Below are 26,640 nucleotides of genomic sequence, written 5' to 3'. Positions count from 1 at the left end.
AATTGTCGGCAACAGAAAGAGTACAGGCACCCTGAGTGCGTGTTTACCCGGCTTGATTAGGAGTTGAAATGGCGATTGATGAAAACAAACAGAAGGCTTTAGCTGCCGCGCTTGGCCAGATTGAGAAACAATTTGGTAAAGGCTCCATCATGCGCTTGGGTGAAGACCGCTCAATGGATGTGGAAACCATCTCTACCGGTTCGCTGTCGCTGGATATCGCATTAGGCGCAGGCGGTCTGCCAATGGGCCGTATCGTTGAGATCTACGGACCTGAGTCTTCAGGTAAAACCACGCTGACTCTGCAGGTTATCGCATCTGCACAGCGTAAAGGTAAAACCTGTGCCTTTATCGATGCCGAGCATGCGCTTGATCCGGTTTACGCCAAGAAACTGGGCGTAGACATTGATAACCTGCTCTGCTCTCAGCCCGATACCGGTGAGCAGGCGCTGGAAATCTGTGATGCGCTGGCGCGCTCTGGTGCTGTTGACGTGATCATTGTCGACTCCGTCGCGGCGCTGACGCCTAAAGCGGAAATCGAAGGTGAAATCGGTGACTCACACATGGGCCTCGCGGCACGTATGATGAGCCAGGCAATGCGTAAACTGGCTGGTAACCTGAAGCAGTCCAATACCCTGCTGATTTTCATCAACCAGATCCGTATGAAAATTGGTGTGATGTTTGGTAACCCGGAAACCACCACCGGTGGTAACGCGCTGAAGTTCTACGCCTCTGTCCGTCTTGATATCCGCCGTATCGGTGCCATCAAAGAGGGCGATAACGTGGTCGGTAGTGAGACCCGCGTTAAAGTGGTGAAAAACAAAATCGCCGCGCCATTCAAACAGGCTGAGTTCCAGATCATGTACGGCGAAGGTATCAATACCTTTGGTGAACTGGTCGACCTGGGCGTGAAGCACAAGCTGATTGAAAAAGCGGGTGCATGGTACAGCTACAATGGCGACAAGATTGGTCAGGGTAAATCGAATGCCGGCAACTTCCTGAAAGAGAATGCTGCTGTGGCAAACGAGATTGATCTGAAGTTACGTGAGATGTTGCTCAACGGCGCGGATGAAAAACTCGCAGCAGCCGACAAAGCTGCTGAGAACGAAAACGCGGCCGAAGCGAACGAAGACTTCTAATCTCTGATGCGGGAGGGGCGAAAGCCTCTCCCGTAGTTTTTTATCCCCCTCTAGTGCCTTTCTTGCCTTCCCTCTGTCCTGTTCTGTCGCCATAATCTCCCTCTGTTTGTATAAGGTGCGCAGTATGACTGAACCTTCTCAGCCCCAACCTAATGTCGTCTCTTACTCTCGTCTGCTTGACCGTGCGATGCGTATTCTGGGTCAGCGCGACCACAGCCGTGCAGAGTTAGCACGTAAACTGCAACAATCAGCGCAGCGTGCTGCGTGGGCGCAAAAAAAAGAGCCCGAAATTGTTACCGAAGCGTTGCTGGAACAGGTTCTTAACTGGTGTCAGGAAAGCGGCTGGTTAAACGACGAGCGTTTCACCGAACGATTTATTCAGAGCCGGAGTCGTAAGGGCTTTGGATCGCAGCGCGTGCGCCTTGAACTGGGCCAGAAAGGCATTGACCGTGAAGCCATTGATCTTGCAATGGAAGAGACAGAGGTAGACTGGGCGGCGTGCGCGGCTCAGCTGGCTGAACGAAAATTCGGACACCCGCTGCCCACAGAGTGGAAAGAGAAAGCGAAAGTACTACGCTATCTGCAGTCAAAGGGTTTTATGAGCGAAGATATCCAGTCCATTTTCAGAAATTTTGATGACTAAAAGCCGATGTAATTTTACTTCCCACTGAAGAAAATTTATCTTATTCCCACTTTTTGTTCCGCTAATCAGGCACCACCAGAATGTGGTCGCGCCGATCAGAGGGAACGTTCGTTAGCGTGATTCCAGGATATATATGAGCAAGAGCACTGCTGAGATCCGTCAAGCGTTTCTCGACTTTTTTCATAGCAAGGGACATGAGGTTGTAACCAGCAGCTCCCTCGTACCGAATAACGATCCAACGTTGTTGTTTACTAACGCCGGGATGAACCAGTTTAAAGATGTGTTCCTCGGTCAGGACAAACGTGATTACACACGAGCGACCACATCACAGCGCTGCGTACGCGCTGGCGGCAAACACAACGATCTTGAAAACGTCGGTTACACCGCGCGTCACCACACCTTCTTTGAAATGCTGGGTAACTTCAGCTTTGGTGACTACTTCAAGAGAGAGGCGATTGGTTTTGCATGGGAACTGCTGACGAGCGAGCAGTGGTTCAGCCTGCCAAAAGAGCGTCTGTGGGTGACGATCTATGAAACCGACGATGAGGCCTTTGATATCTGGGCGAATGAAATCGGTGTGCCACGTGAACGCATTATTCGCATCGGCGACAACAAGGGTAGCGCGTATGCGTCAGATAACTTCTGGCAGATGGGCGATACCGGTCCTTGTGGTCCGTGCAGCGAGATTTTCTACGATCACGGCGATCACATCTGGGGGGGCCCGCCGGGCAGCCCGGAGGAAGATGGTGACCGTTACATTGAGATCTGGAACATCGTCTTTATGCAGTTCAACCGTCAGGCTGATGGCACCATGCTGCCGTTGCCAAAACCGTCGGTTGATACCGGAATGGGCCTTGAGCGTATTTCTGCCGTTCTGCAACACGTCAACTCCAACTATGAAATCGACCTGTTCCAGAAACTGATTGAGGCCGTGGCACAGGTTACCGGTGCTACTGACCTCAGTAACAAATCGCTGCGTGTCATTGCCGACCACATTCGCTCCTGTGCATTCCTGATTGCCGATGGCGTCATCCCGTCTAATGAGAACCGTGGCTACGTGCTGCGTCGTATCATTCGTCGTGCCGTGCGTCATGGCAACATGCTGGGTGCCAAAGAGGCCTTCTTCTATAAGCTGGTTGCGCCACTGATTGAGGTCATGGGTGCCGCAGGCGAAGAGTTACAGCGCCAGCAGGCTCAGGTTGAGCAGGTGCTGAAAAGCGAAGAAGATCAGTTTGCCAGAACACTGGAGCGCGGACTGGCGCTGCTGGACGAAGAGCTGGAAAAACTGCAGGGCGACACGCTGGATGGCGAAATCGTCTTCCGTCTCTACGATACCTTTGGTTTCCCGGCTGATTTAACGGCTGACGTCTGTCGTGAACGCAATCTGAAAATCGACGAAGCGGGCTTTGAGCAGGCGATGGAGCAGCAGCGTCAACGTGCTCGTGAAGCCAGCGGTTTCGGCGCTGACTACAGCAACGTTATTCGTATTGATGCCGCCTCATCCTTCAAAGGCTACGACCAGCTCGATTTAGCTGCCACGGTGAAAGCGCTCTATGTTGCAGGCGAGGCGGTTGATGAAGTGACCGCGGGTCAGGATGCCGTGGTCGTGCTGGATGAAACGCCATTCTATGGCGAATCGGGTGGCCAGGTAGGCGATACCGGTCTGCTGAAAGGGAAGAATGCTGAATTTAGCGTCCAGGATACACAAAAATATGGTCAGGCAATCGGTCATGTCGGTAAGCTGACCGCAGGGCAGTTGCGTGTCGGTGATCGCCTTGAGGCGCAGGTTGATGCGGCACGCCGTGCGCGCATCCGTCTTAACCACTCTGCTACCCACTTACTGCATGCCGCCTTGCGTCAGGTTTTAGGTGAGCATGTGGCGCAGAAAGGCTCGCTGGTTAACGACAAGTACCTGCGTTTCGATTTCTCGCATTTCGAAGCGATGAAACCTCAGGAGATTCGTCAGGTCGAAGATATTGTCAATGCACAGATTCGTCGTAACCTGCCGGTAGAAACCGAAGTGATGGATCTTGAGGCGGCGAAGTCTAAAGGTGCAATGGCACTGTTTGGCGAGAAGTACGATCAGCGCGTGCGCGTGCTGACCATGGGTGATTTCTCAGTTGAGCTGTGCGGTGGTACCCACGCTGCGCGCACGGGTGACATCGGACTGTTCCGTATTCAGGCGGAGTCAGGTACCGCAGCCGGTATTCGTCGTATCGAAGCGATTACGGGTGAAGGCGCGCTGGCGCAGGTGAATGCGCAGAGCAGCCAGCTGCAGGATCTTGCGCAGCTGGTAAAAGCGAACAGCAGCAACCTGAATGAGAAAGTGCGTGGTCTGGTCGATCATGTACGAGCTCTGGAGAAAGAGTTGCAGCAACTGCGCGATCAGCAAGCGGCGCAGGAGAGCGCTTCACTGAGCAGTAATGCTATCGACATTAAGGGAGTGAAGCTACTGGTCAGTGAGCTCAACAATGTTGAACCTAAAATGTTGCGTACCATGGTTGATGATCTTAAGAATCAACTGGGGTCGGCGATTATTGTGCTGGCGACGGTTGCTGAAGGTAAGGTGTCGCTGATTGCGGGAGTGACCAAAGATCTGACTGACCGTGTTAAAGCGGGTGAGTTGATTGCTGGTCTGGCTCAGCAGGTTGGCGGGAAGGGCGGTGGCCGTCCTGATATGGCGCAGGCGGGCGGTACAGATGCGGGTGCCCTGAAAGGCGCATTAGCAGGGGTTGAGGACTGGGTCAGCAGCCGTCTGTAAGTGAATTAAAACCAGGTATCGTAAAAAGCGTCAGAACGGTTGTTCCGGCGCTTTTTAATACGATGCTAAAGCAGCAAATGACAAAGTCAGGTTGATGTAGTGTATTTCGGCTAAACTAACTATCAGCAGAATGTATTGGCGCATCGATGTGCATTGGTGTATTTCTCATACACATTGTGCAGCGTTAAATGATGGATAATGCCGGGAGCCTGTACAAGCCCGACTCTTTTAATCTTTCAAGGAGCAAAGAATGCTTATTCTAACTCGTCGAGTTGGTGAAACCCTCATGATCGGTGATGAGGTAACTGTAACGGTGCTGGGTGTTAAGGGTAACCAGGTTCGTATCGGTGTTAACGCGCCGAAAGAAGTGTCTGTGCATCGCGAAGAGATCTATCAACGCATCCAGGCTGAAAAAACGCAACAAACCAGCGTTTAACGGATTCAGCGTCTCGCACCCGTGCGAGGCGCTACCGCTTTCTGCAAAAACCCTGCCTTTTCTTTCTACCTGTTCCTCTCCTGTTTTGTTAACGCCATCAGCTTTCATTGTTGATAATTCACTCTTTTTGTCGTCATTTTGTCCCAATTGTGTGTGATTTGCTCAATCAAACAAAGTTTCGGAAAAATTGTTTGACTTAAAAGTCCGGGAAAGTAATATGTGCGCCACGCAGTGCCGATGAGCAGAAACAACGTTCAGACGCACAGTTCGAAAGAAAGCGTAAGGTGAGGTGGCCGAGAGGCTGAAGGCGCTCCCCTGCTAAGGGAGTATACGGTCAAAAGCTGTATCGAGGGTTCGAATCCCTCCCTCACCGCCATTTTCGATGCATCCATAGCTCAGCTGGATAGAGTACTCGGCTACGAACCGAGCGGTCGGAGGTTCGAATCCTCCTGGATGCACCATATTTTCGAATATGGAGAAGTGCCTCGGTGTGACATGACGCATTAGCGTTCAGGCCGCACTAAGGAGGATAACGTTGCATTAGCAACGGCCCGCAGGGCGAAGCGCAAGCTGAGTAATCCTCCTGGATGCACCATCGAAAAAAAGAAACAAAGCGAATTAGCAACTCCTTTCATGGTGAGTAGTTAGCACCCTGCGTTGTACAAGAATTAGATTTATGCATCCATAGCTCAGCTGGATAGAGTACTCGGCTACGAACCGAGCGGTCGGAGGTTCGAATCCTCCTGGATGCACCATATTCTTCCCGAATATGGACAGTGCCTCAGTGTGTCATGACGTAATTATCGTTCAGGCCGCACTAAGGAGGATAACGTTGCATCAGCAACGGCCCGCAGGGCGAAGCGCAAGCTGAGTAATCCTCCTGGATGCACCATTCTTCGTAACATCCTCAGGTTGGTTTCTGTAAGTCCATAAAAAGTTGTACCTCAAAAGATAGACCTCAAAAGATAGACCCCAATGCATCCATAGCTCAGCTGGATAGAGTACTCGGCTACGAACCGAGCGGTCGGAGGTTCGAATCCTCCTGGATGCACCATCTTCTCGAATGTTGGCAGTTCCTCAGTGTGACATGACGCAATAAGCGTTCTGGCCGCATGAAGGGGGGATAACGTTGCATCAGCAACGGCCCGCAGTGCGAAGCGCAAGCTGAGTCATCCCTCCTGGATGCACCATCTTCTTCTTTAGTTTCAAATCCAGTCTCAAAATCCCTCAAAGTATCATGGCGCGATGATCGCTAAGACCTCACTAAACACGATAGCGTTACTTCCGTAACCGCCCGTACAGCAAACGCTGAGTGAGTATCCTGAAAAACCTTCTGTAGCTTCCCTCTGGCTTCACACGCACACTTTTCCTGTTTAATCTGTCCCATTGATTCATCATCCTGACTTATGCGATCCGAAATGCCTGTTTCCCGCGTTAACACGCACTCCGGTGCTGACGATGCCCGTCCGCTGGCACTTATACGCCAGAAGAATGTTAAAAAACGCTGAAATTTCGTACGTTTATCGCTGGTTGCATGCGATCACCTTTATCTGAAAACAAAAATTGTTAATGCTTTCAAAGCATTTGCTGTTCATCCCCCCTGGCGACAACCTGTCCACATTAGGCTAAAGTAATGTCTCATTTAGTGAATGTCCGGAGTGACAATGTACGATCAATATGACGCCCTGATTTTCGATATGGACGGCACGATTCTTGAAACTGAGCCGACACATCGAAAAGCGTGGCGCCAGGTACTGGCACGTTATGGATTAACGCTGGATGAAGCACGTATTATCGACTTCAATGGTGCACCTACCTGGCGACTGTCGCAGTTCATCATCGAATCCAATCAGTCGTCACTCGACCCTCATCTTCTTGCCGCAGAAAAAACCGCTGCCGTGAAAGCGATGCTGCTGGAAAACGTGAAGCCACTGCCTTTAATGGAGGTGGTGAAAGCGTACCACGGGCGTCGTCCGATGGCGGTCGGTACCGGAAGCGAACACAGCATGGCAGAGGCGTTACTGACCCAGCTGGGCGTACGTGAGCTCTTTTCGGCCGTCGTCGGTGCTGACGACGTACAGCGTCATAAACCTGAGCCTGAAACCTTCTTACGCTGCGCTGAGCTGATGGGTGTGACGCCGGCACGTTGTGTGGTGTTTGAGGATGCGGACTTTGGTATTCAGGCCGCGAAGGCGGCAGGTATGGCTGTGGTGGATGTCCGCTTACTGTGAGTGACGTTCTTACCTATGCCTCGATGTTCGGCAGCAGCTTTTTAAGTGCAACGCTCCTGCCGGGAAGTTCTGAAGCACTGCTGATAGCACTATTGATAGCAAAAAAGACATCAGTTTACGGGTTGCTTTTGGCCGCATCACTGGGAAACACCTTGGGCGGCTTAACCAACATTCTTATTGGTCGCTTGCTGCCGTTAAAACGTCAGGGGCGATGGCATGACACAGCAATGACGTGGTTGCACCGACTGGGACCTGCAGCACTGATATTCAGCTGGCTGCCGGTGATAGGTGATCTGCTCTGCGTTCTGGCAGGCTGGTTACGTTTCGCCTGGCTACCCGCGATGCTGTTTCTCGCTGTCGGCAAAACACTGCGTTATGTCGTTATCGCGACTGCCACATTACAGGGTATGCAATGGTGGCATTGATTCGCACAGATTCGAGGCTACGGTTAACATTATGCTGAACAAAAATAAATTATTATCACAGCGGGGGGGTAATGTGATCCCGGACGTATCTAAAGCGCTCTCCTGGCTGGAAGCGCATCCCAATGCCCTTAAAGGTATTGGCCGTGGCATCGAGCGTGAAACGCTGCGTGTACAGGCAAATGGCGAGCTGGCAAAAAGCGGTCACCCGGAATCTCTGGGATCGGCGCTGAAACATGACTGGATCACCACTGACTTTGCCGAAACGTTGCTGGAATTTATTACGCCAGTGGATCACAGCATTGATCATATGCTGGCATTCCTGCGCGATATTCATCGTCACGTTGCCCGTGAACTGGGTGATGAGCGCATGTGGCCCTTTAGTATGCCGTGCGTAATTGACGATGCGGACAATATTGAGCTGGCGCAATATGGCACATCCAATATCGGTAAGATGAAGACGCTCTACCGCGAAGGGCTGAAAAACCGCTACGGCGCGTTGATGCAGACCATCTCCGGAATTCACTATAACTTCTCGCTGCCACTCTCATTCTGGCAGGAGTGGGCTGACGTGAAAGATAAGGAAAGCGGAAAAGAGACGATTTCGGCGGGCTATCTGCGATTGATCCGCAACTATTATCGCTTCGGCTGGGTAATCCCTTATCTGTTTGGCGCATCGCCGGCTATAAGCTCCAGCTTCCTGCAGGGCCGTGAGAGCGCGCTGCCGTTCGAAACCAACGACAAAGACACGATGTGGCTGCCGTACGCTACCTCGCTGCGTCTGAGCGATTTAGGCTACACCAATAAATCGCAGAGCTCTCTGGGCATCACGTTTAACTCGCTGGAAGGCTATGTCACTGCGCTGAAGAAAGCGATCAAGACGCCGTCAGAAGAGTATGCCGCGATGGGCACTAAAGATGCCGACGGTAACTGGCTGCAGCTCAACACCAACGTACTGCAGATTGAAAACGAGCTCTATGCGCCAATCCGGCCTAAGCGTGTGACGCGCTCGGGTGAAGCACCCTCTGACGCGTTGCTGCGTGGTGGCATTGAATACATTGAAGTGCGTTCGCTGGATATCAACCCGTTTTCTGCCATCGGCGTGGATGAGAATCAGGTTCGCTTCCTCGATCTGTTCCTGATCTGGTGTACCCTGGCTGATGCGCCGGAAATGAGTGCCGATGAATTGCAATGCACCCGCAAAAACTGGAATCGGGTGGTGCTGGAAGGGCGTAAACCGGATCAGAAAATTGCTGTGGGCTGTGGAGAAGCGGAACATTCGCTGGTTGAAGTGGGCAAAACCCTGTTTGCCGATCTGCGTCGGGTTGCTGAAGTGTTAGACAGTCATAATCAGGACAGCACCGAATATCAGCAGGTTTGTGATCAACTGGTAGCATCGTTCGACGATCCTGAGCTAACCTACTCGGCGCGCATCCTTCAGGCAATGAAGGACAATGGTGTAACCGGAACCGGCGTGGCGCTGGCTGAACAGTATCGACATCTGCTCTGTGAAGAGCCGCTGGAAGTGCTGACAGAAGAAGATTTCACGCGTCAGGCGCAGGAATCTGTTGCTGCGCAACAGCAGCTGGAAGCAAGTGATAAGCTGGATTTTGAAGCGTATCTGGCGAGCCGGGAAGGGTAGAAAAGAAAAAGGCCACATCAATGTGGCCAAATTAACATCTCTGTTGTCAGGGATGATGATAACAAATGCGCGTCTTTCATATATTCAGACGTTGGGCGAACATAAAAGTTTCATCGTTTTAAAAAAAATTCTCAGAACAGGAGGTGACGTATGCCACTACTGGACAGTTTTACCGTTGATCACACCATCATGGGCGCACCGGCAGTACGCGTTGCGAAAACCATGAAGACTCCGCATGGCGATACGATTACCGTTTTTGACCTGCGTTTTTGCCGCCCGAACATTGATATCCTCACTGAACGTGGCATTCATACGCTGGAGCATCTCTTTGCCGGATTCATGCGTGACCACCTGAATGGTGACGGTGTGGAAATCGTCGATATCTCGCCAATGGGTTGCCGCACCGGCTTCTACATGAGTCTGATTGGTACACCAGACGAGCAGCGCGTTGCCAAAGCGTGGAAAGGGGCGATGGAAGACGTTCTGAAAGTGAAAGATCAGAACCAGATTCCTGAGCTGAATGAATACCAGTGTGGCAGCTACAAACTGCACTCACTGGATGAAGCGCAGCAGATTGCACGCAATGTGCTGGCGCATGAGATCGGCGTTAACCGTAACGATGATCTGAAACTGCCTGCTGAAAAGCTGAAAGAACTGCACATCTAGTCAGCGCTTCGCTGCTAAAAAAAACGCCGCATCATGTTGATTGCGGCGTTTTTTTATCGCTTCAGGAACCTACCGATTTTTTCAGTGGCGTCTTTGGCGTAATGCGTACCTGTTTAATCATGTTGTCCTGCACATCCAGAATATCAATGTTGTAGTGGCCAATCTGAACACGGGTGGCGATGACAGGGATCTCTTCCAGCGCTTCCAGCAACATGCCGTTGATGGTCCGGGCTTCCTGCTCTGGCAGATGCCAGTTAAACGCCTTATTAATTTCACGCACACTGGCGCTGCCTTCAATCAGTACAGATCCATCATTCTGCGGCATCACTTCTTCTGCCAGCGACGGTGACATGGAGGTGGTGAAGTCACCGACAATCTCCTCCAGAATGTCCTCAATCGTTACCAGCCCTTTGATGTCGCCATATTCATCTACCACCACGCCCGCTTTCTCTTTGTTGCGCTGAAACTTCACCAGTTGGGTGTTCAGCGGCGTTCCTTCAGGAATGTAGTAGATCTCATCGGCGGCGCGCAGCAGCGTCTCTTTGGTGAACTCTTTTTTCTCTGTCATCATGCGCCAGGCTTCGCGTACCCGCAGCATGCCGACGCAGTCATCGAGTGAGTCCCGGAACAGTACAATGCGGCCGTGTGGTGAGTGGCTCAGCTGGCGCACTATCGACTTCCAGTCATCGTTGATATTAATACCGACGATCTCATTACGCGGAACCATGATGTCGTCGACACTGACCTTCTCCAGATCGAGCACCGATAAAAGCATGTCCTGATTACGTCGTGATATCAGATTACGCGATTCATAAACGATGGTGCGCAGCTCTTCTTTACTTAGCGCGGAGTTAACCGAGCCATCTGTGCGAATGCCTACAAGCCGCATCAGCAGCCGGGTAATGGTGTTCAGCAACCAGACCAGCGGCAGCATGACGTACTGCAACGGACCCAGCAGAAAACTACTGGGATAGGCGACCTTTTCCGGATAGAGCGCTGCTATGGTTTTCGGTAATACTTCGGCAAACACCAGCACTACGAAGGTCAGTACGCCTGTGGCTATCGCGACGCCGGCATCGCCGTAGAGGCGCATCCCGACGATGGTGCTGAGGGCAGAGGCAAGAATGTTGACCAGATTATTGCCGATCAGCACCAGACTGATCAACCGGTCTGGGCGACGCAGCAATTTTTCGACGCGACGGGCAGCGCGATGGCCATTTTTAGCCTGATGGCGCAGTTTGTAGCGATTGAGGGTCATCATGCCGGTTTCGGAGCCAGAAAAATAAGCCGAAACCAGCACCATAATGATCAGCGTAATAATCAGCGTGGTGGTTGAAACATTCTCCAACGCAGAACTTCCTTTTTAACGAGAGGTGGGGACAAGCAGATGCTGCAGGATGCGACTGCCAAAGTAAGCCATGGTTAACAGCACCGCACCGCTGCAGTTAAACCAGACGACGCGGCGACCACGCCAGCCTTCATGATAGTGCCCCCACAGCAAAACGATATAAACAAACCACGCGATGATAGAAAGCACGGCCTTATCGACGTTTTCTTCGCTGAAGAGATCCTGCATATAAAACAGCCCGGTGCAGAGCACCAGCGTTAGCAGCACAACGCCGACCTGGGTGATGTGAAACATCTTGCGTTCGATGGTCAGCAGCGGCGGCATATCCTGTGTGAATGCCAGACGCTTGTTTTTTAACTGATAATCGATCCACGCCAGTTGCAGTGCATAGAGTGCGGCAATAATCAGCGTCGCATAGGCGAACAGCGACAGGCCGATGTGGATCATCATGCCTGGCGTGGTTTCCAGATGGGTGATGAAGGCATTAGGCACAAAGGTGGCGAAGGCCAGATTGATCAGCGCGAAGCTGTAGACAATCGGCAGCAGCAGCCAGCCACGGTTGCGTGACGCTACAATAGTCATGATGGCGCAAATCAACAGGCTGACCAGCGAGCCTATGTTGAGCAGGCTTAAATTCTGTCCGCTATCAACAGCAAATATGCGTTGCTGCAAGGCCACCGCGTGTGTCACCAGCGCCACACAGGCAGAGAGCATCGCCATTCGCCGCCAGCCACCGTTACGTTTCAACAGGCTGGGAATGATCAGGGCAAGACTTAAGGAGTAGGCGAATAGCGCCACTATCGCGAAAACGAACATAGATCCTTTCAGGTTCAGTCAGATAAGGAAAAAGGCAGTATAGCGCCAGCCGAAGCAGGCTCCAAACGATCTGAGGGGCAATTGCAGAGATCGCTGAGGCTTCGTGTTATAATCCGCCGCATTCTGCCGATCAGGCGCCTCGCGATCTTTTTTTTAGTGAGAGACCATGTTTGATAATTTAACCGATCGTTTGTCGCAAACCCTGCGAAATATCAGCGGCCGCGGAAGGCTGACTGAAGAGAACATCAAAGAGACCCTGCGTGAAGTGCGCATGGCACTGCTTGAAGCTGACGTTGCGCTGCCCGTGGTGCGTGACTTCATCAACCGTGTGAAAGAGAGCGCGGTCGGTCATGATGTGAATAAAAGCCTGACACCGGGTCAGGAATTTATCAAAATCGTTCGTAACGAACTGGTTACGGCGATGGGTGCTGAGAACAATGCACTCGATCTGGCAGCGCAGCCGCCAGCCGTAGTCCTGATGGCGGGCCTGCAGGGTGCCGGTAAAACGACCAGCGTCGCTAAGCTGGGTAAATTCCTGCGCGAGAAGCACAAAAAGAAAGTCTTAGTGGTTTCTGCCGACGTCTATCGTCCGGCGGCAATCAAACAGCTGGAAACGCTGGCACAGCAGGTGGGTGTGGATTTCTGTCCCTCCGATCTCAGCCAGAAACCGGTTGATATCGTCAATAATGCGCTGCGTGAAGCACGTCTGAAGTTCTACGATGTGCTGCTGGTGGATACCGCAGGTCGACTGCACGTTGACGAAGCGATGATGGACGAAATCAAACAGGTTCATGCCGCAATCAAGCCGGTAGAAACGTTGTTTGTGGTCGATGCCATGACCGGTCAGGATGCGGCAAATACGGCTAAAGCGTTTAATGAAGCGCTGCCGCTGACGGGTGTTATTCTGACCAAGGTTGACGGTGATGCACGCGGTGGTGCGGCGCTGTCGATTCGTCATATCACCGGTAAGCCGATTAAATTCATGGGTGTCGGTGAAAAAACTGAAGCCCTTGAGCCGTTCTATCCGGAGCGTATTGCTTCGCGTATCCTCGGCATGGGTGACGTACTGTCCCTGATCGAAGATATTGAAAGCAAGGTTGACCGCGATCAGGCGGAGAAACTGGCTAAAAAGCTCAAAACCGGCGACGGTTTTGATCTCAACGACTTCCTTGAGCAGTTGAAGCAGATGCGCAACATGGGCGGCATGGCCAGTCTGATGGGCAAACTGCCCGGTATGGGACAGCTGCCTGACAACGTGAAGTCGCAGATGGACGATAAAGTGCTGGTGCGCATGGAAGCGATAATCAACTCGATGACACGCAAAGAGCGTGAGAAGCCAGAAATCATCAAAGGCTCACGCAAGCGCCGCATTGCGACCGGCTCCGGTATGCAGGTGCAGGACGTTAACCGCTTATTGAAGCAGTTTGACGACATGCAGCGTATGATGAAGAAAATGAAGAAGGGCGGTATGGCGAAAATGATGCGCGGCATGAAGGGTATGATGCCGCCAGGTTTTCCTGGCCGCTAAAGCGTTCCACAAAAAAGCCCGAAATGGCACGGTTTAGGTTGCTTTTTTCGCCAAAATGAGTAAAATTTTCGGGCTTTTTATACAGCACCCGGACCCCGTTCCTCGATGGGGGCCGGGTGTTTTATTAACTGAAGAGGATGTTATGGTAACAATTCGTTTGGCACGTCACGGCGCTAAAAAGCGTCCGTTCTATCAGGTCGTCGTCACTGACAGCCGCAATGCACGCAACGGTCGTTTTATCGAGCGCGTTGGTTTCTTCAACCCGATCGCATCTGGTCAGGCTGAAGGTCTGCGTCTTGATCTGGATCGTATCGAGCACTGGGTTGGCCAGGGCGCAACGCTTTCTGATCGCGTTAACGCGCTGGTCAAAGAAGCTAAGAAAGCAGCTTAATCTGTCACGGTGGTGAGCATGAGCAGACAACTTGCCGCACAGCCTCCTGTTAACCCGATTGTATTGGGTAAGATGGGAGCCGCCTACGGTATTCGCGGCTGGCTCAAAGTGTTTTCCTCCACTGAAGACGCTGAAAGCATCTTCAACTACCAACCCTGGTTCATCCAGCGCGCCGGTAAATGGCAGCAGGTCGAACTGGACGGTTGGAAGCACCACAATCAGGACCTGATCATCAAAGTCAAAGGCATTGAAGATCGGGATGCGGCGGCTCAGTTAACCAATTGCGAAATTCAGGTTGACTCGACGCAGTTGCCATCGCTGGAAGAGGGCGACTACTACTGGAAAGACCTTATGGGCTGCCAGGTAATCAACCTCGAAGGCTACGAGATGGGTAAAGTCATCGATATGATGGAAACCGGCTCGAACGACGTTCTCGTCGTTAAGGCAAACCTGAAGGATGCATTCGGTGCTCAGGAGCGGTTAATTCCGTTTCTTGATGAACAGGTTATCAGGAAAGTCGATCTCTCTACTGGCGTCATTGAGGTAGATTGGGATCCTGGTTTTTGATCTCCGAATCGAACGGTAACGTAACGGCGAATACAATGTGGATTGGTGTTATTAGCCTGTTTCCAGAAATGTTTCGCGCTATTACCGATTACGGGGTAACTGGCCGGGCTGTAAAAAACGGTCTGCTCAGCATTCAGAGCTGGAGTCCTCGTGACTTCACGCACGACCGGCACCGTACCGTGGATGATCGTCCTTACGGCGGCGGACCGGGAATGCTGATGATGGTACAACCCTTACGGGATGCCATCTCCGCAGCGAAAGCAGCGGCAGGTGATGGGGCCAGGGTGATATATCTTTCACCTCAGGGTCGTAAACTGGACCAACAGGGCGTTTGCGAACTGGCGGCACGGGACAAGCTAATTCTGGTCTGTGGCCGTTATGAAGGGATTGATGAGCGCGTAATCCAGACCGAAATTGATGAAGAATGGTCAATCGGTGATTACGTTCTCAGCGGCGGGGAACTGCCAGCGATGACGATGATTGACGCAGTCGCCCGGTTTATTCCTGGCGTTCTCGGCAAGCAGGCGTCAGCCGATGAGGATTCGTTCTCTGAAGGGTTGCTGGATTGTCCGCATTATACCCGACCTGAAGTGTTAGACGGCGTGGAGGTCCCGACAGTGTTACTGTCAGGCAACCATGCTGATATTCGCCGCTGGCGTCTGAAGCAGTCGCTAGGCCGTACCTGGCTGAGAAGACCTGAACTTCTGGAAAACCTGGCTCTGACTGAAGAGCAAGCAAGGTTGCTGAATGAGTTCCAGCGGGAATCTCAGCAGCAACAAAACGATGATGTGGAAGAGTAAGTTCTTCCCCGACTATCAGTTTACCCAGGATATGAGATTTAATTATGAGCAACATTATCAAGCAAATTGAACAAGAGCAGATGAAACAGGACGTACCTTCCTTCCGCCCGGGTGATTCCGTGGAAGTGAAAGTATGGGTCGTTGAAGGTTCTAAAAAACGTCTGCAGGCATTCGAGGGCGTGGTTATCGCTATCCGTAACCGCGGTCTGCACTCTGCATTCACTGTTCGCAAAATTTCTAACGGCGAAGGCGTTGAGCGTGTATTCCAGACTCATTCACCTGTAATTGACAGCATCGCTGTTAAACGTCGTGGCGCTGTGCGTAAAGCCAAACTGTACTACCTGCGTGAGCGTACTGGTAAGTCTGCTCGTATTAAAGAGCGTCTTAACTAAGGTATCGCTAACGCGACATCTAAAAGTTAATAGCAAACAAGGGGTTGGCGTGATGCCAGCCCCTTTTTTTATGTTACTGCCTGCCTGCTGCCTACAGTTAACCGGCATCTGGCCGCTGAAAATGATAAATCGCGGTATTAACCGGCCCCTCCTCTAATACGATCAGGCCATAGCGACAGCCAATGAACTGACCACCGCACTTCTCAGCCACGCCCCGACTGGCCAGGTTATCCTCTGCCGCCAGAATCTCAATCATCCGGGGCTCCGGGCGTGAAAACCCCAGCGTCAGTAATGCGGTTACGGCTCGGGTGGCGATCCCCTGACGCTGTGCATCACTGCGAACCCAGTAGCCAATTGCGCTGGTGTCACCCGGATGACGGGCAAAACGTATTCCTGCGCCTCCCAGCAACTGGTCATGCTGATCAACGATCGCAAATTCTTCCGCTTCCTCCCTCATCCGTTGCCAGTGAGTAAAGCGGATCCAGCTTTCCGCTTCATGAGGCTGATAATCGTGATGAGCCCAGACCATCCACGGGATGAGGCTATCCAGTGAGGCATTAACCGCAATGGTAAACGCGGGTACGTCGCTGAGCTCAAAAGGTCGCAGATAAATATTTTGTGGTGATGGGTGCATAACTCTCTCAGCGCGAACAGAATGATTCTTTCATTTTGCCTGTGGATAGCAGAAACGCAACAAGCCTAACTGTAAACTTAATTGTACGATTTAGTCTGGTTTTTGTGGTTGAGTATTATTTATAACTGCATGATTTAATATGTATTTTAATTAAATTTCGCGCGTACTTTGATTCGTGGTAATAAAAGTGTACATAAAATATTGCGCTATGTATTGCCTGTGATACAGTATTTGCATTCCTCAGTGAGGAGTCCATGACTGCCAATACGAGCCAAAGGATCGCCATCATGCAAAAAGACGCGCTGAACAATGTGCATATCGCCGGTGAACAGGTACTAATCACGCCTGAAGAGCTGAAAGCGAAGTTTCCACTGACCACTGAACAGCAGGATCAGGTCGCGGCATCACGCCAGACTATCTCAGACATTATTGCGGGCCGCGATCCGCGTCTGTTGGTAGTGTGCGGACCCTGCTCAATTCACGACACCGAAGTGGCACTGGAATATGCTCGTCGTCTGCAAACCCTTTCCGAACAGCTGAAAGATCAGCTCTTTATCGTGATGCGCGTCTATTTTGAAAAACCTCGTACTACCGTCGGCTGGAAAGGGCTGATCAACGATCCTTTCATGGATAACTCGTTTGATATGGAAGCAGGTCTGCACATTGCGCGCCAGCTGCTGGTAAACCTCGTTGAAATGGGTTTGCCTCTGGCGACTGAAGCGCTGGATCCTAATAGCCCGCAATATCTGGGTGACTTGTTCAGCTGGTCTGCCATTGGTGCACGTACCACCGAGTCTCAGACGCACCGTGAAATGGCCTCAGGCCTGTCGATGCCGGTAGGTTTTAAAAATGGCACCGATGGCAGTCTGGGAACGGCAATCAATGCGATGCGTGCTGCCGCAATGCCACACCGCTTTGTCGGGATCAATCAGGCCGGTCAGGTCTGTCTGCTGCAGACTCAGGGCAATCCGGATGGTCACGTGATCCTGCGTGGCGGCAAAGCGCCGAACTACGGCCCTGAAGATGTCGCGCAGTGTGAAAAAGAGATGCTCAAGGCGGGACTGCGTCCAGCCTTAATGATAGATTGCAGCCATGGTAATTCGAACAAAGACTACAGCCGTCAGCCTGGCGTAGCGGAATCCGCTATTGCGCAGATCAAAGACGGGAACCGTTCAATCATTGGTTTGATGCTGGAAAGCCATATCAATGAAGGTAATCAGTCTTCTGAGCAGCCACGCAGCGAAATGAAGTATGGCGTTTCCGTAACCGATGCATGCATCAACTGGGAAGTGACCGAAACGTTGCTGCGTGAAATGCATCAGGATCTGCAGGGAGTGCTGTCGGCGCGTCTGTCACAAGAGGTGTAAGAGCAATGGTGGCTGAACTGACCGCGTTACGCGATCAAATTGACTGTGTTGATAAAGCGCTGCTTGACCTGCTGGCTAAACGACTGGAACTGGTGGCCGAGGTAGGTGAGGTTAAGAGCCGTTACGGCCTGCCTATCTATGTGCCTGAGCGTGAAGCGTCGATGCTGGCTTCCCGTCGCAAAGAGGCTGAAGCGCTCGGCGTACCACCGGATCTGATTGAGGATGTGCTGCGTCGCGTGATGCGCGAATCCTATACCAGCGAGAATGACAAAGGCTTTAAAACCCTCTGCCCTGAACTGCGCCCGGTGGTGATTGTCGGGGGCAAAGGCCAGATGGGCCGGCTGTTTGAAAAAATGCTCGGGCTATCAGGCTATACGGTTAAAACGCTGGATAAAGAGGACTGGCCTCAGGCGGAGACTCTGCTCAGCGATGCCGGAATGGTGATCATTAGCGTGCCGATTCACCTGACCGAGCAGGTGATTGCCCAACTGCCACCACTGCCGGAAGATTGTATTCTGGTCGATCTGGCGTCGGTCAAAAACCGGCCTCTGCAGGCTATGCTGGCTGCCCATAACGGGCCTGTGCTGGGTCTGCATCCGATGTTTGGCCCGGACAGCGGCAGCCTGGCAAAACAGGTGGTGGTCTGGTGTGATGGAAGACAACCGGAAGCGTATCAGTGGTTCCTGGAGCAGATTCAGGTCTGGGGTGCGCGTCTGCATCGTATCAGCGCTGTTGAGCATGACCAGAACATGGCATTCATTCAGGCGCTGCGTCACTTTGCTACCTTCGCTTATGGTCTGCATTTAGCCGAAGAGAACGTCAATCTGGATCAGCTGCTGGCGCTCTCGTCACCAATTTACCGGCTGGAACTGGCGATGGTGGGGCGGTTGTTCGCTCAGGATCCGCAGCTCTATGCGGATATCATCATGTCTTCAGAGAGTAATCTGGCGCTGATCAAACGCTATTATCAGCGGTTTGGTGAAGCGATTGCGCTGCTGGAGCAGGGCGACAAGCAGGCGTTTATCGCCAGCTTTAACCGGGTTGAACAGTGGTTTGGCGATCACGCAAAACGCTTCCTGATCGAAAGCCGAAGCCTGCTGCGATCGGCCAATGACAGCCGCCCATAAATAACAGCCATTCATCAATGAAAAAGGCATCCTTGTGGATGCCTTTTTTCTTCTTTTTATTCGCCAGGTTCAGCGGGCACCACATTTTCACTGGGGTAACAGCCCAGGACCTTCAGAGAGCGGGTCATGGTCTGTAATTCCTGCAGCGCCTGCTGCATCCGCTCCGATTGCAGGTTGCCCTGCACATCAATGTAAAACATCTCTTCCCACGGATTGCCATTAATCGGGCGGGACTCCAGCTTGCTCATAATCAGGTTGTGCTGACGCAGCACCAGCAGCGCGTCGACCAGCGCACCCGCCTGCTGGCCGGTTGCCATAATCAGCGTGGTTTTCGCTGGTACCTGGTCAGAAACCTCGATTGCTTTGCGGGCCAGCACAATAAAGCGGGTGTGATTCTGCTGCTGATTCGCCAGATTACGTTCCAGCACCTGCAGCTGATAGAGTTCGCCACCGGCTTCACTGCCCAGCGCCGCCACCTTGGGTGAGTTGAGCGCAGCCACTTTCTCCATCGCTGCCGCGGTACTCTCGGTATATTCGATTTTCCAGTGCGGGAAACGATTAATGAACTGGCTGCACTGCTGGAACGGTTGAGGGTGGCTGTAAACCGTCTCAATCTGCTGAAGATCGGTGGAACCATTCACCAGCACGCAGTGGTCGATAGGCAATGTCAGCTCGCCCACGATTGAGAGGCTGGTCTGTTGCAGCAGATCGTAGACATCGTTGATCGAGCCTGAACTGGTATTCTCAATCGGCATCACGGCGTAATCAGCCACGCCATTTTCGACCTGTTTGATGATGTCGTGAAACTTCAGGCAGCCACACTCCACCATGCTATCGAAATGGCGCGACGCGTAGTTACGTGCTGCAAGATGTGAGTAAGAGCCTTTCGGGCCCAGGAAGGCGATACGGGCGGCATGCGCATGGGGATGGTTGAGGTTTTTTTGCAGCAGCGCTTGCTGAGTCAGCACGGAATCTTCAATTACCAGCTGGAACAGACGGGTGATGTAGTGCGCATCCAGGTTGTGTGCCTTACCCAGCACGATGAGATTCTCCAGTAGCGCGCGTTCGCGCTCCACATCCCGAATCGGGCGATGCGTCGCCAGTTTCGCTTGTGCAACTTCCACTGCCAGCAAACGACGCTCGGCCAGCAGCGTAAGAAGTTTTTTATCCACGGCGCTGATTTTATCGCGTAGCGCCAGCAATGGATTATCGGGATTCATAGGGCTCACCTGTATGCTATCCAAAAAAAAAGCCTCCCGGTTGGGAGGCTTCGGTGTTCGTCTTCGCTTTCATTTTCACACGACGAATGGCCTCCCGTTCAGGGGAAGGTAAAAAAGAAAGCGAAGAAAAACAGATCAGGTTTCATTGTCATGTCCGAAAAGAGAGTGACCTGAGAGTAACCGTACTGCTTAAAAGCTGTCAATAAAAAACGCGCCCGGAGGCGCGTTAAGAAACAGCGTTAAGAAAATCAGGACTCTTCGTCGGCGGGAATGATGTCTTTCACGCTGGCACTGGCGCGGCGTGCTTCAGACTTGTGCTGAACTTTATTCAGCTGACGCTCGAGCTTGGCAATCAAATCGTTGATAGCGGTATACATATCATCGTGCTTGGCGCTGGCCACCAGAGTCCCGTTAGGTGTGTTAATAGTGGCGTCAGCCACGAATTCTTTGGGCTCTTTGGAAAGGACAATATGCGGATTAATCAGGTCGGTTTGCCATTTTTCGAGCTTGGCGAGACGGTCTTCGACATGGCTTCGGATTGCCGGAGTGATGTCCATTTGTTTACTGGTAATGTTCAGAATCATCGTTCTTACCTCTCTGTCATTTCCGTCTTGGTCTTCTCAGCATAGCGCGAAAAAGCGTTCAATGTGGGATTTCGATCACGAAAAAATGTCACTTTTTGTCAGCCACAACATTCTGTGAGAAAGGCAGAGAAACTGGCCGAAATGGCTTGAAGCGAAACGATTAACACGGCATGCTTGATGAGTTAGCTCGCTGAGATCAGATCCAAATCTGACTGTTCTGTGAACAAAAAAAAGCAGCCCTGAGAGGCTGCTTTTTTTATGGCTGAAAATCTGTCTGGCTATCAGCTTTTGTTAGCTGCAATGATTTTCGCCACTTTATCGGCTTCAGCGTTCAGCTGCAGATTGCGGTAAGCATTTTCCATCAGCGGCAGGGCATCGTGTGTTGCCTGCGTATCCGGATAATCGCGCATCATACCTTCGACACGGTTAACAACCGCGACATAAGCCTCACGCTTAGTATAGAATTGCGCCACTGACAGCTCATATTTAGCCAGACGGTCTTTCAGATAGACCAGGCGTTTCTGAGCATCAGCCGCATACTGGCTGTTCGGGTAACTCCGCAGCAGCTGAGAGAAGTCGCGGAAAGCATCACGAGCGTGCGTCGGATCGCGGTCAGAACGATCAATACCAAAGAAGCCCTGCAGCGCGGAGTCATCCAGCGCCATGTCCGTCAGACCTTTCATATAGATGACATAGTCAATGTTCGGATGCGTGGGGTTCAGACGCATAAAGCGAGCAATGGCAGCCTGCGCCAGGGGCAGATCGGCATTTTTATAGTACGCGTAGATTAAATCCAGCTGCACCTGCTGCGAATAAGGACCGAACGGATAACGATTATCCAGCGCTTCCAGTTGCTTAATCGCAGCTTTAAAGTTACCGTCCTGCAGCTTTTGCTGCGCTGTAGCATAGATTTCAGAAGGCGGGCTGTCCGGTACCGCGTCATTTGAGCCGGAACAACCAACAAGTGCCAGGCTCAGTGTGGCAGCAGCCACCAGATGTTTCATACGCGTCATGACGAAGTGATTATCCTCAAATGTTATGGCGGAAGCTGTCCGTATAGCTCCCGGTAATGACCAGGTACGATAGCACATTATATTAAACGGCATCGCCGTGAAAACCCAACGTTAACGAAGAAGCTGTATATGGCACAACAAGTTCAACTCACCGCAACGGTATCCGAATCACAACTCGGACAACGCTTAGATCAGACTTTGGCGGAATTGTTCCCTGATTATTCACGTTCTCGCATAAAAGAGTGGATCCTCGATCGTCGCGTTACTGTAAACGGCGTCATGGTCGATACACCTAAAGAAAAAGTGCTGGGCGGCGAGCTGGTCGCGATTGACGCTGAGATCGAGGAGGCGCAGCGCTGGGAACCGCAGAATCTGCCACTCGACATCGTTTATGAAGATGAAGACATTATTGTCATCAACAAACCACGCGACTTCGTGGTTCACCCTGGCGCCGGTAATCCGGATGGCACGGTGTTAAACGCCTTACTCCATCACTATCCGGCGATTATGGATGTGCCGCGCGCGGGCATCGTACACCGCCTGGATAAAGACACCACCGGTTTAATGGTGGTCGCGAAAACCGTTCCGGCTCAGACGCATCTGGTGGACTCGCTGCAGCGTCGCGAAATCACCCGTGAATATGAAGCGGTTGCGATTGGCAATATGACTGCGGGCGGCACCGTTGAGCAGCCTATCAGCCGTCACTCAACTAAACGCACCCACATGGCGGTACACCCAATGGGTAAACCGGCGGTTACTCATTACCGCATCATGGAGCACTTCCGGGCCCATACCCGTCTGCGCCTGCGTCTGGAAACCGGCCGTACTCACCAGATCCGTGTACATATGTCTCACATCAGCCATCCGCTGGTGGGCGATCCGCTTTACGGTGGCCGTCCGCGTCCGCCAAAAGGCGCGTCAGAGGCATTTATTACTACGCTGCGCGGTTTCGATCGTCAGGCACTGCACGCCACGATGTTGCGCCTCTATCACCCCATCAGCGGGATTGAAATGGAATTCCATGCTGCGCTTCCGCAGGACATGGTTGATCTAATCGCGGCGTTAAAAGCAGACACTGAAGAATTTAAAGACCAGTTGAATTGGTGATGAATCTGATTACTCCTCAATGGCCCGCTCCGTCACGCGTTCGGGCCTGCTCGACGCAGCGACAGGGCGGCATCAGCACATCGCCCTGGGATGCACTGAATCTTGGCGGGCATGTGGGGGATAATCCGGATGCGGTGGCGCGTAACCGGCAGTTGCTGCTGGAAGAGGCAGGTTTGCCTGCCATGCCGCAGTGGCTGGATCAGGTTCATGGCACTGAGGTTGTGCGTCTGGCTGCAGGGGGAAGTACGCCATTACGTGCTGATGCCTCTATTACCGATCAGCCCGGCGTCGTCTGCGCCATCATGACCGCTGACTGTCTTCCGGTCCTTTTCTGTTCGCAGGATGGCACGGAAGTGGCGGCGGCACATGCAGGCTGGCGCGGACTTTGTGCGGGTGTACTGGAAAATACGCTGGCGCAGTTTCGTTCGCCGCCTGATCAGATTCATGTCTGGCTTGGACCGGCAATCGGACCTGATGCGTTTGAGGTCGGTGCCGAAGTGCGTCAGGCCTTTATGGCTCAGGATGCCCGCGCTGTGCAGGCTTTCCGTCCATCAGGCGACCGCTTTTACGCCGACATCTGGCTGCTGGCGCGGATGCGACTGCAGGCAGCGGGCGTAAATTCAGTCAGCGCCAGCAGCCGTTGTACCTTTACGCAGCGCGACGATTTCTTCTCCTTCCGCCGCGATGGGATCACCGGGCGTATGGCAACTTTGATCTGGCTGTTATAACCTTACGCCATAAGACGGTCCAGTTAGCGTATTTTTTACTCAAATCTCAGGTCATTAACCTTGAAATTTTGAGGGATGACCTCATTTAATCTCCAGTAGCATTTTGACCTGTAATGGGAGGAATTATGCGTCTGGATCGTCTTACTAACAAATTTCAGCTGGCTCTCGCCGACGCGCAGTCCCTGGCTCTGGGACACGACAACCAATTCATTGAACCTCTGCACCTGATGAGCGCTTTGCTCAAACAGGAAGGCGGATCGGTTTCACCTTTACTGACTTCAGCCGGTGTCGACGTTACGCCATTTCGCACTCAGGTTGAGCAGGCCATTGATCGCCTGCCACAAATTGAGGGCAGTGAAGGGGATGTACAACCCTCATCTGACCTTGTGCGGGTATTAAACCTGTGTGACAAGCTGGCGCAGAAGCGCAACGATAACTTTATTTCATCCGAATTATTTGTTCTGGCCGCGCTGGAATCTCGCGGTTCACTGGCCGATCTGCTCAAGGCAGCGGGCGCAACGCGTGAAAAAATCACCAGTGCGATTGAACAGATGCGGGGAGGAGACAACGTGAACGATCAGGGGGCTGAAGATCAGCGCCAGGCTTTAAAAAAATACACTATCGATCTGACCGAGCGGGCTGAGAAGGGCAAACTCGATCCGGTTATCGGTCGTGACGAAGAGATTCGCCGCACCATCCAGGTTCTGCAGCGCCGTACTAAAAACAACCCGGTGCTGATTGGTGAGCCAGGTGTGGGTAAAACTGCGATTGCTGAAGGGCTGGCGCAGCGCATCATCAACGGTGAAGTGCCTGAGGGGCTGAAAGGTCGTCGGGTGCTGGCGCTGGATATGGGCGCGCTGGTGGCCGGGGCGAAATATCGCGGTGAATTCGAAGAGCGCCTGAAAGGGGTGCTGAGTGACCTGTCGAAACAGGAAGGCAACGTTATTCTGTTTATCGACGAACTGCACACTATGGTGGGCGCCGGTAAAGCGGACGGTGCGATGGACGCCGGCAATATGCTTAAGCCTGCGCTGGCGCGGGGTGAACTGCACTGTGTGGGTGCCACTACGCTTGATGAGTATCGTCAGTACATTGAAAAAGATGCCGCGCTGGAGCGTCGTTTCCAGAAAGTCTTTGTGGCTGAGCCAAGTGTGGAAGATACCATCGCCATTCTGCGTGGTCTGAAAGAGCGTTATGAACTGCATCACCATGTGCAGATCACTGACCCGGCGATTGTCGCGGCGGCAACCCTGTCTCATCGTTATATTGCTGACCGGCAGCTGCCGGATAAAGCGATTGACCTGATCGATGAGGCAGCTTCCAGCATTCGTATGCAGATGGACTCAAAGCCGGAGTCACTGGATCGCCTGGAGCGCCGTATCATTCAGCTGAAGCTGGAGCAGCAGGCGCTGAAGAAAGAGGCGGACGATGCCAGTATTAAGCGTCTGGAGATGCTGGAAACCGAGCTGAATCAGAAAGAGCGCGAATATGCCGAGCTGGAAGATGAGTGGAAGACAGAAAAAGCCTCTCTCTCCGGTACTCAGAATATTAAAGCTGAACTTGAGCAGGCGCGACTGAATTTAGAGCAGGCCCGTCGCCAGGGTGACCTTGCTCAGATGTCAGAGCTGCAGTACGGTAAAATTCCGGCACTGGAAAAACAGTTAGCCGCAGCGACTCAGGCGGAAGGCAAGACCATGAAGTTACTGCGTAACCGGGTAACCGATGTGGAGATTGCCGATGTGCTGGCACGCTGGACCGGTATCCCGGTCGCACGAATGATGGAAGGTGAACGCGATAAGTTACTGCGCATGGAGCAGGACTTACATGGCCGGGTCATCGGACAGGATGAAGCGGTTGAGGCGGTATCAAATGCTATTCGCCGTAGTCGCGCAGGCCTCTCTGATCCAAACCGGCCTATCGGTTCCTTCCTGTTCCTGGGGCCAACCGGGGTCGGTAAGACGGAGTTGTGTAAAGCGCTGGCTAACTTCCTGTTCGACAGTGACGATGCGATGGTTCGTATCGACATGTCTGAATTTATGGAAAAACACTCAGTATCACGGCTGGTGGGTGCACCTCCGGGTTATGTCGGCTATGAAGAGGGCGGTTATCTGACCGAAGCTGTGCGCCGTCGGCCTTATTCGGTCATCCTGCTGGATGAAGTAGAGAAAGCGCATCCTGATGTCTTCAACATTCTGCTGCAGGTGCTGGATGATGGGCGTCTGACGGATGGGCAGGGCCGGACGGTCGATTTCCGTAACAGCGTGGTGATTATGACCTCTAACCTGGGATCAGATTTAATCCAGGAGCGGTTCGGCAATCTCAGTTACCCGGAAATGAAAGATATCGTAATGGGTGTGGTCGGACAGCATTTCCGTCCTGAGTTCGTCAACCGTATTGATGAGGTGGTGGTGTTCCATCCGCTGGCTGAGAAACATATTGCGTCCATTGCGCAGGTTCAGCTGCAGCGGCTGTACAAACGTCTGGATGAACGGGGTTATCAGCTGCACATCTCTGATGATGCGATCAAACTGCTGGCGGAGAACGGGTATGATCCGGTCTACGGTGCTCGTCCGCTGAAACGTGCGATACAGCAGCAGATCGAGAACCCGCTGGCTCAGCAGATCCTTGCCGGTTCGCTGGTGCCAGGCAAAACCATCGAAATGGATGTGGAGAACAACATCATCACTGCACATCAGTAAGGGTGTTGAATCAAAAACGGGCCTCTGGCCCGTTTTTTTTGCCCTTTTGAGGGGTTTTTGCTTATTTATTACTCCCTTTGAGTGCAAAGTGAACGGTCAGAAAAAAAGTCTCAATTTGCACTTGCGCTATCTGAGCCGTTCCCTATAATGCGCCTCCATCGACACGGAACACCGGCAACGGAAAGCGGGTTGAGAGGCACAGGAGGCTGCGCCGCCGGAGAAAAACTTCTGAAATAGAGGTTGACTCTGCAGGAGGAAAGCGTAATATACGCCACCTCGCGACAGGACGCTAACGCACTGTTCGCACTGCTCTTTAACAATTTATCAGACAATCTGTGTGGGCACTCGCAGGATTGATATCAGCGTCTCCGGACGTAAAAAA

25 protein-coding genes, 4 tRNA genes and 1 other annotated feature are annotated in these 26,640 nt (G+C 52.4%); of the genes, 22 read left to right on the top strand and 7 right to left on the bottom strand.

Annotated elements, in window-relative coordinates:
* Nucleotides 1–68 precede the first annotated feature (68 nt).
* The 12 genes from recA (at nucleotide 69) to luxS (ending at nucleotide 9,937) form a co-directional block, all read left to right on the top strand.
* Nucleotides 69–1,136, top strand: coding sequence for a recombinase RecA (gene recA / locus AC0T7J_RS12695; protein WP_086906314.1), 1,068 nt, complete (start codon nucleotides 69–71; stop codon nucleotides 1,134–1,136).
* 124 nt (nucleotides 1,137–1,260) lie between these two features.
* Nucleotides 1,261–1,779, top strand: a complete 519-nt coding sequence (locus AC0T7J_RS12690; protein WP_010248508.1) for a regulatory protein RecX — start codon at nucleotides 1,261–1,263, stop codon at nucleotides 1,777–1,779.
* Between the two features lie 133 nt (nucleotides 1,780–1,912).
* Complete coding sequence (gene alaS / locus AC0T7J_RS12685) at nucleotides 1,913–4,540, top strand: alanine--tRNA ligase (protein WP_473794635.1); 2,628 nt, start codon at nucleotides 1,913–1,915, stop codon at nucleotides 4,538–4,540.
* A 250-nt stretch (nucleotides 4,541–4,790) separates the two neighbouring features.
* Nucleotides 4,791–4,976, top strand: a complete 186-nt coding sequence (gene csrA, locus AC0T7J_RS12680; RefSeq protein ID WP_008927091.1) for a carbon storage regulator CsrA — start codon at nucleotides 4,791–4,793, stop codon at nucleotides 4,974–4,976.
* Nucleotides 4,977–5,259: 283 nt separating this feature from the next.
* Nucleotides 5,260–5,352: transfer RNA gene (locus AC0T7J_RS12675), tRNA-Ser, on the top strand.
* An 8-nt stretch (nucleotides 5,353–5,360) separates the two neighbouring features.
* Nucleotides 5,361–5,437, top strand: a tRNA-Arg gene (locus AC0T7J_RS12670).
* Nucleotides 5,438–5,654: 217 nt separating this feature from the next.
* Nucleotides 5,655–5,731, top strand: a tRNA-Arg gene (locus AC0T7J_RS12665).
* 222 nt (nucleotides 5,732–5,953) lie between these two features.
* A tRNA-Arg gene (locus AC0T7J_RS12660) sits at nucleotides 5,954–6,030 on the top strand.
* A 610-nt stretch (nucleotides 6,031–6,640) separates the two neighbouring features.
* Nucleotides 6,641–7,207 carry a fructose-1-phosphate/6-phosphogluconate phosphatase gene (gene yqaB / locus AC0T7J_RS12655; protein WP_473794633.1) on the top strand — a complete coding sequence of 189 codons (567 nt, stop codon included), beginning with the start codon at nucleotides 6,641–6,643 and terminating at the stop codon, nucleotides 7,205–7,207.
* On the top strand, nucleotides 7,204–7,632 hold the full coding sequence (locus tag AC0T7J_RS12650; protein ID WP_473794631.1) for a YqaA family protein: 429 nt from the start codon (nucleotides 7,204–7,206) through the stop codon (nucleotides 7,630–7,632). Before yqaB ends, AC0T7J_RS12650 begins: the two co-directional genes overlap by 4 nt.
* 31 nt (nucleotides 7,633–7,663) lie before the next feature.
* Nucleotides 7,664–9,271, top strand: a complete 1,608-nt coding sequence (gene gshA / locus AC0T7J_RS12645; protein ID WP_473794629.1) for a glutamate--cysteine ligase — start codon at nucleotides 7,664–7,666, stop codon at nucleotides 9,269–9,271.
* A 150-nt stretch (nucleotides 9,272–9,421) separates the two neighbouring features.
* On the top strand, nucleotides 9,422–9,937 hold the full coding sequence (gene luxS, locus AC0T7J_RS12640) for an S-ribosylhomocysteine lyase (RefSeq protein ID WP_003849049.1): 516 nt from the start codon (nucleotides 9,422–9,424) through the stop codon (nucleotides 9,935–9,937).
* Nucleotides 9,938–9,998: 61 nt separating this feature from the next.
* On the opposite strand, the gene AC0T7J_RS12635 is transcribed toward luxS, so the two are convergent.
* Together AC0T7J_RS12635 and AC0T7J_RS12630 are read right to left on the bottom strand one after the other, a co-directional pair.
* Nucleotides 9,999–11,285, bottom strand: coding sequence for an HlyC/CorC family transporter (locus tag AC0T7J_RS12635; protein ID WP_473794628.1), 1,287 nt, complete (start codon nucleotides 11,283–11,285; stop codon nucleotides 9,999–10,001).
* Between the two features lie 15 nt (nucleotides 11,286–11,300).
* Entirely contained in the window at nucleotides 11,301–12,101 is an 801-nt protein-coding gene (locus AC0T7J_RS12630; protein WP_031594172.1) for a cytochrome C assembly family protein, read from the bottom strand.
* 166 nt (nucleotides 12,102–12,267) lie between these two features.
* Here AC0T7J_RS12630 and ffh point away from each other — a divergent pair, with 166 nt between their 5' ends.
* The 5 genes from ffh (at nucleotide 12,268) to rplS (ending at nucleotide 15,779) form a co-directional block, all read left to right on the top strand.
* Complete coding sequence (ffh, locus tag AC0T7J_RS12625; RefSeq protein WP_473794626.1) at nucleotides 12,268–13,629, top strand: signal recognition particle protein; 1,362 nt, start codon at nucleotides 12,268–12,270, stop codon at nucleotides 13,627–13,629.
* A gap of 142 nt (nucleotides 13,630–13,771) precedes the next feature.
* Nucleotides 13,772–14,020: a 30S ribosomal protein S16 gene (gene rpsP / locus AC0T7J_RS12620; protein ID WP_003849041.1), complete on the top strand. Its 249-nt coding sequence runs from the start codon at nucleotides 13,772–13,774 to the stop codon at nucleotides 14,018–14,020.
* An 18-nt stretch (nucleotides 14,021–14,038) separates the two neighbouring features.
* Entirely contained in the window at nucleotides 14,039–14,587 is a 549-nt protein-coding gene (gene rimM, locus AC0T7J_RS12615; RefSeq protein ID WP_473794624.1) for a ribosome maturation factor RimM, read from the top strand.
* Between the two features lie 35 nt (nucleotides 14,588–14,622).
* On the top strand, nucleotides 14,623–15,387 hold the full coding sequence (trmD, locus tag AC0T7J_RS12610) for a tRNA (guanosine(37)-N1)-methyltransferase TrmD (protein ID WP_473794622.1): 765 nt from the start codon (nucleotides 14,623–14,625) through the stop codon (nucleotides 15,385–15,387).
* 44 nt (nucleotides 15,388–15,431) lie between these two features.
* The gene (rplS, locus tag AC0T7J_RS12605) at nucleotides 15,432–15,779 is read left to right on the top strand and encodes a 50S ribosomal protein L19 (protein WP_003849035.1); all 348 of its coding nucleotides are present in this window, start codon (nucleotides 15,432–15,434) and stop codon (nucleotides 15,777–15,779) included.
* Between the two features lie 97 nt (nucleotides 15,780–15,876).
* Here the strand turns inward: rplS and AC0T7J_RS12600 are convergent, their stop codons facing one another.
* Nucleotides 15,877–16,413, bottom strand: coding sequence for a GNAT family N-acetyltransferase (locus tag AC0T7J_RS12600; protein ID WP_473794620.1), 537 nt, complete (start codon nucleotides 16,411–16,413; stop codon nucleotides 15,877–15,879).
* A 287-nt stretch (nucleotides 16,414–16,700) separates the two neighbouring features.
* Between AC0T7J_RS12600 and AC0T7J_RS12595 the strand changes: the two genes are divergently transcribed.
* Together AC0T7J_RS12595 and tyrA are read left to right on the top strand one after the other, a co-directional pair.
* Nucleotides 16,701–17,780, top strand: coding sequence for a 3-deoxy-7-phosphoheptulonate synthase (locus AC0T7J_RS12595; RefSeq protein WP_031594468.1), 1,080 nt, complete (start codon nucleotides 16,701–16,703; stop codon nucleotides 17,778–17,780).
* Between the two features lie 5 nt (nucleotides 17,781–17,785).
* The gene (tyrA, locus tag AC0T7J_RS12590; RefSeq protein WP_473794618.1) at nucleotides 17,786–18,907 is read left to right on the top strand and encodes a bifunctional chorismate mutase/prephenate dehydrogenase; all 1,122 of its coding nucleotides are present in this window, start codon (nucleotides 17,786–17,788) and stop codon (nucleotides 18,905–18,907) included.
* A gap of 56 nt (nucleotides 18,908–18,963) precedes the next feature.
* Here the strand turns inward: tyrA and pheA are convergent, their stop codons facing one another.
* From pheA to bamD, 4 genes are all read right to left on the bottom strand, one after another.
* Nucleotides 18,964–20,127, bottom strand: a complete 1,164-nt coding sequence (gene pheA, locus AC0T7J_RS12585) for a bifunctional chorismate mutase/prephenate dehydratase (RefSeq protein WP_473794616.1) — start codon at nucleotides 20,125–20,127, stop codon at nucleotides 18,964–18,966.
* A gap of 22 nt (nucleotides 20,128–20,149) precedes the next feature.
* Nucleotides 20,150–20,274: a sequence feature (Phe leader region), on the bottom strand.
* Complete coding sequence (gene pheL / locus AC0T7J_RS12580; protein WP_193555295.1) at nucleotides 20,226–20,273, bottom strand: pheA operon leader peptide PheL; 48 nt, start codon at nucleotides 20,271–20,273, stop codon at nucleotides 20,226–20,228. It overlaps the preceding feature by 48 nt.
* 101 nt (nucleotides 20,275–20,375) lie before the next feature.
* Nucleotides 20,376–20,711, bottom strand: a complete 336-nt coding sequence (gene raiA / locus AC0T7J_RS12575) for a ribosome-associated translation inhibitor RaiA (protein WP_003849030.1) — start codon at nucleotides 20,709–20,711, stop codon at nucleotides 20,376–20,378.
* 281 nt (nucleotides 20,712–20,992) lie between these two features.
* Nucleotides 20,993–21,724, bottom strand: coding sequence for an outer membrane protein assembly factor BamD (gene bamD / locus AC0T7J_RS12570; protein ID WP_010248444.1), 732 nt, complete (start codon nucleotides 21,722–21,724; stop codon nucleotides 20,993–20,995).
* 129 nt (nucleotides 21,725–21,853) lie between these two features.
* Between bamD and rluD the strand changes: the two genes are divergently transcribed.
* The 3 genes from rluD to clpB all read left to right on the top strand — a co-directional run bounded on the left by rluD (nucleotide 21,854) and on the right by clpB (nucleotide 26,258).
* On the top strand, nucleotides 21,854–22,831 hold the full coding sequence (gene rluD / locus AC0T7J_RS12565) for a 23S rRNA pseudouridine(1911/1915/1917) synthase RluD (protein WP_010248442.1): 978 nt from the start codon (nucleotides 21,854–21,856) through the stop codon (nucleotides 22,829–22,831).
* A complete protein-coding gene (gene yfiH, locus AC0T7J_RS12560) occupies nucleotides 22,831–23,559 on the top strand; it encodes a purine nucleoside phosphorylase YfiH (RefSeq protein ID WP_473794614.1) in 729 nt (242 codons plus the stop codon). The genes rluD and yfiH overlap by 1 nt, the downstream gene beginning before the upstream one ends.
* Nucleotides 23,560–23,672: 113 nt before the next feature.
* Complete coding sequence (gene clpB / locus AC0T7J_RS12555) at nucleotides 23,673–26,258, top strand: ATP-dependent chaperone ClpB (RefSeq protein WP_473794612.1); 2,586 nt, start codon at nucleotides 23,673–23,675, stop codon at nucleotides 26,256–26,258.
* Nucleotides 26,259–26,640 lie beyond the last annotated feature (382 nt).

It is taken from the genome of Pantoea sp. E956-1 (assembly GCF_982223955.1).
Note: the sequence above shows the minus strand (reverse complement) of the source record. Positions and strands in the feature narration are given on the sequence as shown.